Raw genomic sequence first — 12,963 nt, 5'->3', positions numbered from 1 at the left:
CTCGGCCAGTTCCGACGCACATGACGCCCGTTTGCGAGCAGGCGTCACCTCCCCCAAAAGAGCCGCTTGCACAAACCCCGAGAATGGGGCAAAACGCGCCAACACCACCGGCGGCGAGTTGGCGGAGTGGTGACGCAGCGGATTGCAAATCCGTGTACACCGGTTCGATTCCGGTACTCGCCTCCAATCATTCTTCTTGACGAAAAATACCCAATGATTCCAGTATGGGCTTTGTTTTTCAAGGCCTTAGAGCGCAGGTTGTGAGTCGCGCTGTGCTACAAACTGTGAGTCAAAGTGTGAGTGATGAAGGTCAAATTCCTCGCCAAACGCGGAAACACCTACCAGTTCTCCAGGCGCATACCTGATGATGTTCGCCCTGTTCTTGGCAGGAACCACTGGCGCTGGTCATTGAAAACAGACAGCCTGACCGAAGCTGAGATTGCCTGTCGCAAACATGCGGTAGGGTGCTGTCAGACCAATTCTAACCAGTCTCCACACGGACAGTAGGCCTGTCCCTTGTGCCGAACAGAGAGCGCGCCACTCAGCCAGAGCAGCGGCGCGATTTATCTTGAAATGGTGTCTACTCGAGAGGCTGCGGACTTGGTTGAAGTGGTTCAAGACGGATGCGTGGACGGCGGCGAACTTCTGAAGACTTCGCATGCGCCGAAAGCGAAGCATCGCCCGCTCCCGTCGTCGAAATGGCAGGTGCGAATTCTCCGCCCTGTTGTTGAGCCAGCGACCCGTCTCCTGCCGGTCGCCCGCGCCAATCTCCCTCAAGGCGGCGCCATAGGAGCGGAGGCGATCCGTCACGATAACCTTGGGCTGACCGTGTTTCCGCAATGCCTTCTTGAGGAATTTCAGGGCTGCCCTCTTGTCTCGCGTCTTGGTGACAACGCTTTCCAACACCTCGCCCTCTTGATCAACCGCCCGCCAGAGGTAGTGACGCTCACCGTTGATCTTCACGAACATTTCGTCGAGATGCCAGCGCCATCGGCTGGATTTCATCCCTTCGATCCTTCGTTTTCGGATCTCCGAGGCGAACATCGGACCGAATCTGTGCCACCAATATCGGACCGTTTCATGGCTGATATCGATACCCCTTTCATTAAGGAGATCTTCGACATTCCTGAGCGAGAGCGGAAAACGGACGTAGAGCATCACCGCCAGGCGGAAGATCTCCGGGCTGGTTTTGAAGTACTTGAAGGGACTGGGTTTGGACATGCAGGGACGCTAGCTAGCGCTCTGTCCCGCCTCAAGCGAAGTTCTTCTGACAATGCCACCCAGCCGCCTGAGCTGTGTCTCGAGCGGATCATCCGCGACCAGGTTCCACTCAATTGGGACGAGCAGGAGCGCCGCTACGGCTTCACCTGATCGGTTCAGAGAAAGTCGTTGACCACGCGCATCAGGGCGGATGCAAAACGTCCTGGATCGCTTGGTCGAATTCCCTGCAAGTTCCCAGCCTGGCCCAGTAGGGAATTCTCTTCCAGGGCATTGGTATCGCTGAATTAAATTCCACCAAGGCCCCCGAAAACCTCCCAAATCAGAAAAAATTCCCTGCAAATTCCCTGCGAGCAGGGAAATCACCCCGAAAACTGACCCGCGGGTTGCTTGCATCAGAGACCCGCAGTCGAAATGCGCCGGATCCCGCCCCGGAGACGCGTCTCTCCCAGCACCAAACAGGCCTAACCCGCGGGAATTCCGAAGGGAAATCGCGGGTATTCTACATTATTATCAATGGGTTATGTGGGTGGCGGAGGAGGTGGGATTCGAACCCACGGTACGCTTTCACGCACGCCGGTTTTCAAGACCGGTGCATTCGACCACTCTGCCACTCCTCCGTTGGGGGTCGGAAGCCCCCGATAGCGCCTCTTTTGCGATTCTGAAAGTGGCCACGGAAACGGCAATGACCGCAGGATGTTGCCGATTGCGTCACGGATGGGTTTGCAGCGCGCGGGGGAAGCTGTATCCTTTGCGCGAATGGCCGGACGGGTTTCGGCGACTTGGACGGCGACGCCTCGGGTCAAGCGCAGGATATAAGGCGCGATGGGGCGGCAGAGCAGGGGAAAGATGATGAGCTTTCTGAAGGGCTACGGACAGCCGGTGCGGATTGTTGGGGCGCTGGCACTTGTGTTTGCGCTTACGGGCTGCGAGGACGGGTTCCAATTGCCCTTCGGGCAAGGCGCGGGCGGTGGCGGTGGCGCCACGTCGGAACGCTCCGGTTCAACCCGACTGGTGGAACGCGACATCGAAGCGCCCGAGGTCTTCCAGGAAACAGACCAGGGCCTTTGGGACGGGCGGCCTTCGCTTGGCGGTGTCTGGGTGGCGCACCCGGATGCAACCGACCCGGAACGGGTGATCATCCGCAACGAGGCCAATGGCCGGTTCGTCATCGGGGCGCTGTTCCGGCGCGAACGTGACAACCCTGGCCCGGTTCTGCAGGTCTCTTCCGATGCGGCCGCCGCGCTGAACATGGTGGCCGGTGCGCCGACCGAGCTGAACGTGACCGCACTGCGGCGCGAGGAAGTGTCCGAACCCGAGATCGCCCCCGCCGCAGACACCGCCGCACCGACTGGCGATATCGAAACCTCGACCATCGACCCGATCAGTATGGCCGCCGCCGCGATCGACGAGGCGGAAGCCGAGGCCGCCAGCCCCGCCCCTGCCCCGCAAACCAGCAGCCTGGACCGGCCCTATATCCAGATCGGCATTTTCAGCGTTGAGGCCAATGCCAACCGCACCGCACAGATGATGCGCGACGCCGACCTTTCGCCCATTGTGCATGAGCAATCCAGCAGCGGCCGCACCTTCTGGCGCGTCGTGATCGGCCCGGCCCAGACCACGGCAGAGCGCAACCGGATGCGCGAAACCGTACGTGGACTTGGCTTCACCGACGCCTATTTCGTAACCAACTGACCTGCGCAAAGAGGACCCATGTTCGCCCGGCTTCACCTCGTCATCGTCTTCCTTCTCGGGCTATTGGCCCTGCCCGCCGCCGCGTTCGAGACCGAGGCCAATGCCGCCTACGTGATCGACCACAATACCGGGCAGGTTCTGCTGGATCTCAATGCCGACGTGCCCCTGCCACCCGCGTCGATGTCCAAGCTGATGACGCTGAACATGGTGTTCGAGGCGTTGGAGGACGGGCGGCTGGCGCTTGATACAATGCTGCCGGTCAGCCAGCACGCAATGGATTACGGCGGCTCGACCATGTTTCTCAACACCCGTGACCGGGTCAGCGTCGAGGATCTGATCCTTGGCGTTATCGTGCTCTCGGGCAATGACGCGACGGCGGTTCTGGCCGAGGCGCTGTCACCGGACGGAACCGAGGACGGCTTTGCCGAGCTGATGACGCAACGGGCGCGGCAATTGGGGATGATGAACTCCACCTTCCGCAATTCCAATGGCTGGCCAGAGCCGGGCCACGTGATGTCTGCCCGCGATCTGGGCATTCTGGCGGAACGTCTGATCACCGAGTTTCCGCAGTATTACCACTACTTCAACGTCCGTGAGTTCGCCTTTGACGGGCGCGCGCCCGACAACCGCTTCAACCGCAACCCGCTGCTTGGGCTGGGGATTGGTGCGGATGGTCTGAAAACCGGCCATACGCAAGAGGCGGGCTATGGGCTGGTCGGATCTGCCGTGCAGGGCAATCGGCGGGTCACCTTCGTGATCTCGGGCCTTGGCAGCGCCGAGGCGCGGGCGCGCGAAAGCGAACGCATCGTCAACTGGGCCTTCCGGCAGTTCGCCGAACGCGAGGTCGTGACCGAGGGCACCGAAGTGGCGCAGGCCGAGGTTTTCCTTGGCGATGCCGCCAGTGTTGGCTTGGCCGCCGCCGAAAGCGTCACCATGCTGCTGCCCGCCCTTCTGGACAGCGAGATGGAGGCGGAAGTGATCTATACCGGCCCCATTCAGGCCCCAATCGTCGCGGGCCAGGAACTGGGGGAGCTGGTTATCCGCGTGCCCGATATGGAGGAACGCCGCGTGCCATTGCTGGCCACGCAGGACGTGGGCACCGCCGGGATCAGGCTGCGGCTGCGTACCGCCTTCGAACAGGTCATGCAGATGGTCTTCGGCGGCGGCGATCCTCTGGCCGGCTGATGTTCATTTCCCTTGAAGGCATCGACGGATCGGGCAAGAGCACTCAGGCGCGCCTGCTGTCAGATGCCCTGCGCGCAATGGGCCGCGACACGGTTCTGACGCGTGAACCCGGCGGGTCCCCCGGTGCTGAGGAAATCCGGGCGCTGGTGCTGGAGGGCGACCCCGACCGCTGGTCTGCGGAAACCGAGATCCTGCTTTTTACCGCCGCGCGCCGCGACCATCTGGAACGCACGATCCTGCCCGCTCTGGCCGCCGGGAAAGTGGTGATCTGCGACCGTTTCGCCGACAGCACCCGCATGTATCAGGGCCTGTCGCGGGGCGATCTGCGCGCACAGGTGGACGCGCTGCATTCGCTGATGATCGGGCGTGAACCGGACCTGACGCTGCTGATCGACATGGACCCGGCCAAGGGGCTGGCCCGCGCGAAGGGTCGCAACGGCACCGAGGAGAGGTTCGAGGATTTCGGGCTGGAGCTTCAGGAACGCATGCGCGCGGGGTTCCTTGGGTTGGCCCAGGAATTTGCCGATCGCTTCCGCGTGTTCGACGGCGACCGGCCTCAGGAGGTTGTGGCCGCCGATGTGCTGGCCACCGTTCAGGCGGCGCTGGCATGAAAACTCTGGGCGAAGCCGATGATCTGCCCGAAGCCGACCGCGCCGAAGGGGCCCCGCATCCGCGAGAGGCGCATGACCTTTATGGTCACGACAAGGCCGAGCAGGCGTTCCTGGAGGCCTATAATTCAGGCCGGATGCATCACGCATGGCTGATCACCGGACCAAAGGGCATCGGCAAAGCGACACTGGCTTGGCGGATTGCCCGGTTCCTGCTGGCCACGCCCATGGATGAGGGTGATGCGCTGTTCGGTGCGCCCCCGCCGCCCGACCGGCTGGATATCTCGCCCGAGAACCCCGTCGCGCATCGCATCCATGCTCTGTCGGAACCGGGGCTGTGCCTGATCCGCCGCCCCTGGGATCATGAGAAAAAGCGCCTCAAGACCATGATCACGGTCGATGAGGTTCGCAAGATGAAGGATTTCTTCGGCCTGTCCGCCGGGGGCAATGGCCGCCGCGTGGTCATCGTCGATGCGGCAGAAGAGATGAACCAGAACGCCGCCAATGCCCTTCTGAAGATGCTGGAGGAGCCACCGAAGAACGCCACGCTGCTGCTGGTCTCGCATCAGCCCTCGCGTCTTCTACCCACCATCCGGTCGCGCTGCCGCACCCTGACGCTTGGCACGCTCGGGCCCGAGGATATGGGCCGCGCCTTGCAGCAGGCCGGGATCGAAGTGGCGGACAGTACCGCGCTGTCCGAACTGGCCGCCGGATCGGCGGGCGAGGCGGTGGCGCTGATCCAGCAAGAGGGCCTGACGCTCTACGCCGAGATTATGGAGCTTTTCGCCACCCTGCCCCGCATGGACCGTAGCCGCGCGACCAAGCTGGCCGACAGCGGCGGCGCGCGCGGGGCCGAGGCGCGGTTTGACCTGACGCTCGATCTGATGGACCGGATGATGTCGCGGCTTGCGCGCACCGGGGCCACTGGCCAAGCGCCGCTGGAAATCCTGCCCGGCGAGGCCGATCTGCTGACCCGTTTGGCGCCCAATATGCAGGCAGGCCGGGCCTGGGCCGATCTTTCGGCAGACCTGACCTCGCGTGCCCGGCGCGGCAAGGCGGTCAACCTTGACCCTGCCGCGCTTCTCCTTGATATGTGTCTGCGGATTGGCAGCACCGCCGAGCGCCTGCCCCTCTGATCCATCCACGGGAAGGCGCAAAGGACGACGCTTGATGAGTGACCTGCCGGATATTGTCGACAGCCATTGCCACCTCGATTTCCCGGATTTCGCCGAGGAATTGCCGGAGGTCGTGCAACGGGCCGTTGATCAGGGCGTGACGCGGATGGTGACGATCTGCACCAAGCTGCGCAATGTCCCGCAGGTTCAGGCCATCGCCGACGCACATGCGCCGGTGTTCTGGGCAGCCGGCACCCACCCGATGAGCGCGGCGGATGAGCCCATGGCCACGGTCGAGGAGCTGGTGGCTCTGGCCAAGCACCCCAAATTCGTGGGCATCGGCGAAACCGGGCTCGACTACCACTACACTGCCGACAGCGCCCAGGTGCAGCAGGACAGCCTGCGCCTGCATATCGAGGCCGCGCGGCAAACCGGCCTGCCGCTTATCATCCATTCCCGCGATGCCGATGGCGACATGGCCCGCATCCTGACAGAGGAGCACGCGAAAGGCACCTTCACCTGCGTGATGCATTGCTTCACCTCGTCGCCCGCTTTGGCGGAAACGGCGCTTGGGCTTGGCTTCTACCTGTCGATGTCGGGGATCACCGCTTTCCCGCGCTCGTCCGATCTGCGCGACATCTTCGCCGCCGCACCGGTGGACCGCATCCTTGTGGAAACCGACGCGCCTTACCTCGCCCCCCCGCCCTATCGCGGCAAGCGCAATGAACCGGCCTACACCTTCCACACGGCCAAGCGCGCGGCAGAAACCTTTGGCATGAGCGAGGCGGAGTTCTTCGCCCAGACCACCGCCAATTTCGACCGGCTGTTCTGGAAGGCCAAGGGTTGGAGGCAAGCCGCCTGATGGCAGAGCTGCGCTTTACCATTCTGGGCTGCGGATCGTCTGGCGGGGTGCCCCGGCTTGGCGGGCATTGGGGCGATTGCGACCCGGAGAACCCGAAAAACCGCCGCCGCCGCTGTTCGATGCTGATCGAGCGCGAAACCGACGCAGGTATCACCCGCGTTCTGATCGACACCTCGCCCGACCTGCGGTCTCAGCTGCTGGACGCAGGCGTGGGGGAATTGCATGGCGTCGTCTATTCCCACGGCCATGCCGACCATGTGCACGGGATCGACGATCTGCGCATGATCGTCTTCAACATGCGCCAGCGCATCCGGGTCTATGCCGATGGGGCCACGCAAAACGACCTGCTCAGCCGCTTCGGCTATGCCTTCGTTCAGCCAGAAGGCTCGGCCTATCCGCCGATCCTCGATCTTTGTTCCATCGACGACGAGATCGAGATCGACGGCCCCGGCGGCCCGATCCGTCTGACCCCGTTCGAGGTGGAGCATGGCAATATCGACAGCCTGGGGTTTCGCATCGGCGACCTGGCATATCTGCCGGATGTCTCCGATATCCCGGAGGCGACCTGGCCCGCGCTGGAAGGCCTCGATTGCTGGATCGTCGACGCCCTGCGCCGCACGCCGCACCCCAGCCACGCGCATCTGGACAAGACCCTGGGCTGGATCGAGCGCGCTGGCCCGCGCCGCGCGGTGCTGACCAATATGCATATCGACCTCGACTACCAGACGGTAGCCGACGAAACGCCCGACCACATCACCCCCGCCCATGACGGGCTGGTGATCCGATACGAGCTCTGAATGACTGCGCTTCTCGACATTGTGCTGCCGGTCTTTCTTGTTCTGGGGGCCGGGTATATCGCCGTCTGGCGCGGGCTGTTTTCCGATGCCGGCGTTGACGGGCTGATGGTGTTCACCCAGAAATTCGCGATCCCTTGCCTGCTCTTTTCCGCGATCTCGACTCTGGATCTCGGGCAAGGCTTCGACTGGCGGCTGCTGCTGTCTTACTACACGGGGTCCACGACCGTCTTTGTCCTGGGCATTCTTGGCGCGCGCTTTGTGTTCGGGCGCAGCATCGCCGACAGTATCGCCATCGGCTTCGTGGCGCTCTTTGCGAATTCGGTTCTTCTGGGCCTGCCGATCACCGAACGGGCCTACGGAATCGACGCGCTGGTTCCGAACTATGCGATTGTCGCGATCCATGCGCCGTTTTGCTACGTGCTCGGCATCACCACGATGGAAATCGCAACGGCCGCCAGCCGGGATCCGCTGCGGCTGGTCACCACGGTCGGAAAGGCGGTGTTCAGCAACGCGCTGATGATCGGCATCCTTCTGGGCTTTGCCGCCAATCTGAGCGGCCTTGAAATGCCCGGCGTCGTGGGTGACGCGCTCGACCTGATGATCCGCGCCGCGCTGCCTGCCGCGCTGTTCGGGCTGGGTGGCGTTCTTTACCGCTACCGGCCCGAGGGCGATGCCAAGGTGATTGCCTTTGTCTGCGGCCTGTCGCTGCTGGTTCACCCCGCCATCGCCTATGGCATGGGGCGGGTGGTCACCGATCTTACCACCGATCAGCTGCGCAGCGCGGTCCTGACCGCGTCCATGGCCCCCGGAGTCAACGCCTATCTCTTCGCCAATATGTATGGCGCGGCGCGGCGGGTTGCGGCCTCGGCCGTACTGATCGGCACCGCGGCCACGGTGCTGACGGCCTCCGGCTGGCTGTTGCTGTTGCCGTGACGCGCTTGTGAAACGGCTCTGCCCAGCGTAATCAGCCCTCTACCCGAACCAGCCCGAGGCGCCTGCCCCCGTGATCCCCGCCCTCAAGACAGCCCTGCGCAATCGCCGCGCCCGCCGCCGAGCAGCGCTGTCCCGTTGGCGTGCAGGTTGGTCGGCGGATCTGGATGCCCCCGGGGCGCGCGCGGCCGCACGCTATGACATGAATGTGCTGGATCATGGTTTCGTCCGGCGGTTCTGGACGAATGCCCGTGAAATCGCGCCGGGCGTCTGGCGGTCGAACCAGCCCTCGCCTGAACGGGTGGCCGTGCTCGCGGATATGGGCATCCGCACGATCCTGAACTTTCGCGGCGTCAACCACTGGGGCAGCTATCTGCTGGAGGTCGAAGCCTGTGCCCGCAATGGGATCACTCTGCTGAACGGTCGGCTCAGTTCCAACTCCGCCCCGACCCGAGAGGAGATCCACACAGCGCTGGCGCTGATGCAGACAGCCGAACAGCCGATGCTGATGCACTGCAAATCCGGGGCCGATCGGGCCGGGTTGGCCTCTGTGCTTTATCTTCTGTCCAACGGGGCCGGGCCAGACGACGCCGCGCGGCAATTGTCATGGAAACACGCGCATTTCCGGTTCACCCGCACGGGCATTCTGGATGCGTTTGTTGCCGCCTACGCGGATGCCCGCCAGAAGACGGGTATCGGCTTTCTGGACTGGGTCGACACGGTCTATGATCCCGAAACGCTGACCGCTCGATTCACCGAGACCCGTGGCGGAAACCGATTGCTGGACTGGGTATTGCGCCGTGAATGAGCCCAAGACAAACCTGCTGATCCGCCTTTGGCGGGACCACGTGGTGCAGTTCTGGCCGCTGCTGGTCCTGGCCTTCCTGCTGATGGTGATCGAAGGCGGATCGCTTGGCGCGATTTCCTACCTGATCCAGCCACTGTTCGACGAGGTCTTCGTCGCGGGCGACGCCGGTGCGGTCACCTGGGTCGCCATGGCGATCTCGGGCGTTTTCATCCTGCGCGCAATTTCAGGCTTCGGGCAACGGGTGCTGATCGTCACTGTCGGCCTGCGCGTGACCACCAATCTGCAATCGCGGCTGCTGGCACATCTGCTGGGACTGGACGCGCGGTACTTTCAGGACAACGCGCCGGGCGCGCTGATTGAACGGGTGCGCGGCGACACGCTGGCGCTGCAAGGACTGGCCAGCGCCACGCTGATGACGCTCGGGCGTGACACGATCTCGGTCATATCGCTGCTGGCCGTCATGATCTGGTCGGACTGGCAATGGGCGCTTCTGGCGCTTGCGGGCGTGCCCTTGCTGATCTTCCCGCTGACCTTCCTGCAAAAGCTGATCCGAAAGACCACCCGCGCCGCCCGCGAAGCCGCCTCGCGCCTCTCGACGCAACTTGATGAGATCTTTCATGGCATCGTGTCCATCAAGGTCAACCGGCTGGAAGGCCACGAGGCCAACCGCTTTGATCGCGAAGTGAACGGCTTCCTTGCCGCGCAGTTGCGGGCGGAACGGGGCAAGGCCGCCAACCCGGCGCTGATCGACATTATCGCAGCCATCGGTTTCATGGCGGTGCTGATCTATGGCGGGCATCAGATCATGTCGGGCGACAAGACCGTGGGGCAGTTCATGTCCTTCTTTACCGCGCTGGCACTGGTCTTCGATCCGCTGCGGCGGCTGTCCGCTCTGGCCGGAAATGTGCAGGCCGCCATGGCCTCGCTCGACCGGCTTTACGAAGTGCTAGAGGCGCGCCCGACCATCCTGTCGCCCGCTACCCCAAAACCGCTGGCCGCCGGCGATGTGGTGTTCGACGCGGTCGATTTCGCCTATGGCGACACGCCGGTTCTGCAAGGGCTGAGCTTCACCGCCACCGAGGGCAAGACCACCGCGCTTGTCGGGCCTTCGGGCGCGGGGAAAAGCACTGTTTTCGCATTGCTGTCGCGCCTTGTGGACCCGGTATCGGGGCAGATTACCCTTGGCGGCACCACCACGACCGATGCCGATCTGGAACGCCTGCGCGATTCCATCGCGCTCGTGGGGCAGGCCGAGGCGCTGTTCGACGAAACCATTGCCCAGAACATTCGTCTTGGGCGGCTCGATGCCAGCGATGAGGACGTGCGCGCCGCTGCCGACGCCGCGTCTGTTCTGGACTTCGCCAAGACCCTGCCCCTCGGGCTGGACACGCCCGTCGGGCCGCGCGGGTCCGGTCTGTCCGGCGGACAGCGCCAGCGCGTGACCATCGCCCGCGCCATGCTGCGCGATGCGCCGATCCTGCTGCTCGATGAACCGACCTCGGCGCTGGATGCGCAATCCGAGAAACTGGTGGGTGAGGCGCTTTCACGCCTGTCCAAGGGGCGCACCACGCTGGTGATCGCACATCGCCTGTCCACCATCCGTGACGCCGACCTGATCGTCGTGATGGACAAGGGCCGGGTCGTGGAACAGGGCACTCATGAAGCACTGATGCAGGCGGGCGGGGCCTATGCGCGTCTGCACCAGTTGCAAAGCGCCGGGGTGACGACGTCGCTATAACCCGCACCCCGCCGATTCTTCCCCATCTACGTCTTTTCCAGAGAAACCCCAAAAAGTGATGATAAGCGGTTTGCGCCGATATCATCCGTTTTCTCGATTTCCACCAAAGGTTTAGCATTCCTGCGAGCAGACAGGCCGCTTTTCCGTGCGTTCACAATTTCCGCTCAGCGGTTGACAGTCTGAAAGCGCCCCAGAACACTGATTTTCAAAGGCCCGGATCGCTCGCCGGTGCCGATCCCGACCCATGTGCCGGAGACAGACATGATCTTTACCCGCAACACGCCCGGCAGGGGCGCGCTTGCCCGACTGATCCTTTGCCTCACCGCTTGCGCGGCCTGCGCCCTTGGGGCGACGGGCGCATCAGCACAGCATCAATCAGTCATCCAACTGGCCAGCTACTACCAGCAACTTGAACATCAACTGGTGTCGCAGGGGCGCTTGCGGCAGGAACGACGGATCGTCGGTATTGATGCAGAGACCCTGGCGCGCAACTTCATGGTGATTGCGATGCGGTCGGAATACTCCCTTCGCGGTGGCGGCACGGCTCAGGGTGGGGGTACATCGGCCCTTCGGCGGTGGGAACAGCCCATTCGCCTGGGCGTGCATTTCGGCCCGTCCGTGAGCGGCCCGCAGCAGCAGCGCGACCTGTCCACGGTGCAAAGCGTGGCGCAACGGCTGCAACGGGCCAGCGGGCACCCGATCCGCGTGGTTGGGTCCAACCCCAATTTTCACGTGTTGATCCTCAATGACGAGGAACGTGCCAATGCCCGTTCGGTCCTGCAACAGATCGCGCCGGGGCTCAGCCGCGCGGCCCAGGGGGCGATCCTGCGGATGCGGCCCAATACGTTCTGCATGGTCGTGGCCATCCCCGGTGCCAATCCCGCTGATGGCTATCAGCAGGCCATCGCCATCGTGCGCGCCGAACACCCGCCCCTGATGCGCCGGTCCTGTATTGAAGAGGAGCTGGCACAAGGTATGGGGCTTGCCAATGACAGCCCCGAGGCGTGGCCGTCTATCTTCAACGATGATGAGGAATTCGGCGTACTGACCCGCCATGACGAGCTGCTGCTTCGGATGCTCTACCATGACAGCCTGCGCTGCGGCATGTCTGCCGGAACGGTCGATGACTATGTCGAGGCTCTGGCGCGCACGGTGCTGTCCACAGGCTGATCCGGGTCCGGCTTCAAAACGCAAACCGGCCCCGGCGCTTTCGCGTCGGGACCGGTTCACCGCACCGCATCCATGGGTGATCCGCTTGGGGAGGGGTCGGATCATGAACAGGGGGACGGTCAGGGATGGGGCGGTCAGGGCAGGCCGATCCGGCCCGCCCGGGTCTTAGTTGTCGTCGGCGGCTGCCAGTTCCGCGAAGATGCGGGCGGCGGTTTCGTTCATGCCAAAGCTCTGGGTCGAGATCACTTCCGTGCCGCTGTTGCGCAGGTAGGATGCGATGGCGAAGTCGCCGTCTTCCTCGGCCTGACGCAGGCGGGCCTCATAGGCGACCGATCCGTCGACGTGGTTTGCAGCTCCATTCAGGATAAAGGCTGCTTCGGCCCGGTCATCGCTTTCCAATGCGTCGCGCAGCTGGATCAGTTCAGCCAGGGAATACTGGCCTGCTTCCACGCCGACGGAAGCGGCAAGGTTATCGTTCGCGAAGGCCGGTGCGGACAGGGCGGCAACGAGCGAAGCGGTGATTGCGAGGGTTTTCATGGGTCTTTCCTTTCGAGTGTCATATGTCTGTTTGCGGTGTTGTGGCGGCGGTGCGACCCGCCTTGTGAGGAAGCAGATAGGCCCGGTTTCAGCCGACCAAAACGGCGAAACCGGCAGAGAGTTCTGCGCATTTGCGCACACAACTTTTCGCGACGGAAAGTTTTTGCTCATCACGAGAGAGTGATCATCCCACCTCTTGTGACAGGAAAAATGGTTCCAATTGGAACCGACCGCATGCTGCCCCTCGCATTTCAACCCGATATGCGCTTTAATCCGCGACAACGCGAATGACCGGCCCCG

Annotated in this window: 12 protein-coding genes, 2 tRNA genes and 1 pseudogene; 12 read left to right on the top strand and 3 right to left on the bottom strand. The window is 63.3% G+C overall.

The genetic code is table 11. The features are described 5' to 3' along the window. Positions 1 to 112 precede the first annotated feature (112 nt). Together RBB16_RS04840 and RBB16_RS20630 are read left to right on the top strand one after the other, a co-directional pair. Positions 113 to 186, top strand: a tRNA-Cys gene (locus RBB16_RS04840). Between the two features lie 117 nt (positions 187 to 303). Next, positions 304 to 507, top strand: a complete 204-nt coding sequence (locus RBB16_RS20630) for a DUF6538 domain-containing protein (RefSeq protein WP_371931212.1) — start codon at positions 304 to 306, stop codon at positions 505 to 507. 12 nt (positions 508 to 519) lie between these two features. On the opposite strand, the pseudogene RBB16_RS04835 reads toward RBB16_RS20630, so the two are convergent. Together RBB16_RS04835 and RBB16_RS04830 are read right to left on the bottom strand one after the other, a co-directional pair. After that, positions 520 to 1,221, bottom strand: a pseudogene (locus RBB16_RS04835) (IS6 family transposase); the annotation flags it as partial. 527 nt (positions 1,222 to 1,748) lie between these two features. Continuing rightward, a tRNA-Ser gene (locus RBB16_RS04830) sits at positions 1,749 to 1,838 on the bottom strand. A 232-nt stretch (positions 1,839 to 2,070) separates the two neighbouring features. Between RBB16_RS04830 and RBB16_RS04825 the strand changes: the two genes are divergently transcribed. From RBB16_RS04825 to RBB16_RS04780, 10 genes are all read left to right on the top strand, one after another. Next, a complete protein-coding gene (locus tag RBB16_RS04825) occupies positions 2,071 to 2,913 on the top strand; it encodes an SPOR domain-containing protein (RefSeq protein ID WP_306045086.1) in 843 nt (280 codons plus the stop codon). An 18-nt stretch (positions 2,914 to 2,931) separates the two neighbouring features. After that, positions 2,932 to 4,098 (top strand): D-alanyl-D-alanine carboxypeptidase family protein, encoded by a 1,167-nt coding sequence (locus RBB16_RS04820; RefSeq protein WP_306045085.1) that lies wholly within the window; start codon positions 2,932 to 2,934, stop codon positions 4,096 to 4,098. Next, a complete protein-coding gene (tmk, locus tag RBB16_RS04815; protein WP_306045084.1) occupies positions 4,098 to 4,709 on the top strand; it encodes a dTMP kinase in 612 nt (203 codons plus the stop codon). Before RBB16_RS04820 ends, tmk begins: the two co-directional genes overlap by 1 nt. Next, positions 4,706 to 5,842 carry a DNA polymerase III subunit delta' gene (locus RBB16_RS04810; protein WP_306045083.1) on the top strand — a complete coding sequence of 379 codons (1,137 nt, stop codon included), beginning with the start codon at positions 4,706 to 4,708 and terminating at the stop codon, positions 5,840 to 5,842. Before tmk ends, RBB16_RS04810 begins: the two co-directional genes overlap by 4 nt. Before the next feature lie 34 nt (positions 5,843 to 5,876). After that, on the top strand, positions 5,877 to 6,683 hold the full coding sequence (locus tag RBB16_RS04805; RefSeq protein WP_306045082.1) for a TatD family hydrolase: 807 nt from the start codon (positions 5,877 to 5,879) through the stop codon (positions 6,681 to 6,683). Then, positions 6,683 to 7,480 (top strand): MBL fold metallo-hydrolase, encoded by a 798-nt coding sequence (locus RBB16_RS04800; protein ID WP_306045081.1) that lies wholly within the window; start codon positions 6,683 to 6,685, stop codon positions 7,478 to 7,480. The genes RBB16_RS04805 and RBB16_RS04800 overlap by 1 nt, the downstream gene beginning before the upstream one ends. Continuing rightward, positions 7,481 to 8,413, top strand: a complete 933-nt coding sequence (locus RBB16_RS04795; RefSeq protein WP_306045080.1) for an AEC family transporter — start codon at positions 7,481 to 7,483, stop codon at positions 8,411 to 8,413. Positions 8,414 to 8,483: 70 nt separating this feature from the next. Further along, positions 8,484 to 9,218 carry a tyrosine-protein phosphatase gene (locus RBB16_RS04790; protein WP_306045079.1) on the top strand — a complete coding sequence of 245 codons (735 nt, stop codon included), beginning with the start codon at positions 8,484 to 8,486 and terminating at the stop codon, positions 9,216 to 9,218. Beyond that, positions 9,211 to 10,956, top strand: a complete 1,746-nt coding sequence (locus tag RBB16_RS04785) for an ABC transporter ATP-binding protein (RefSeq protein WP_306045078.1) — start codon at positions 9,211 to 9,213, stop codon at positions 10,954 to 10,956. The genes RBB16_RS04790 and RBB16_RS04785 overlap by 8 nt, the downstream gene beginning before the upstream one ends. Before the next feature lie 261 nt (positions 10,957 to 11,217). Next, positions 11,218 to 12,126 (top strand): DUF2927 domain-containing protein, encoded by a 909-nt coding sequence (locus RBB16_RS04780; protein WP_306045077.1) that lies wholly within the window; start codon positions 11,218 to 11,220, stop codon positions 12,124 to 12,126. 165 nt (positions 12,127 to 12,291) lie between these two features. Here RBB16_RS04780 and RBB16_RS04775 read toward each other — a convergent pair whose 3' ends face one another. Beyond that, positions 12,292 to 12,663 (bottom strand): hypothetical protein, encoded by a 372-nt coding sequence (locus tag RBB16_RS04775; RefSeq protein ID WP_306045076.1) that lies wholly within the window; start codon positions 12,661 to 12,663, stop codon positions 12,292 to 12,294. Between the last annotated feature and the right edge of the window lie 300 nt (positions 12,664 to 12,963).

This window comes from Nioella sp. MMSF_3534, assembly GCF_030732985.1.
Taxonomy (GTDB): domain Bacteria; phylum Pseudomonadota; class Alphaproteobacteria; order Rhodobacterales; family Rhodobacteraceae; genus Nioella.
Note: the sequence above shows the minus strand (reverse complement) of the source record. Positions and strands in the feature narration are given on the sequence as shown.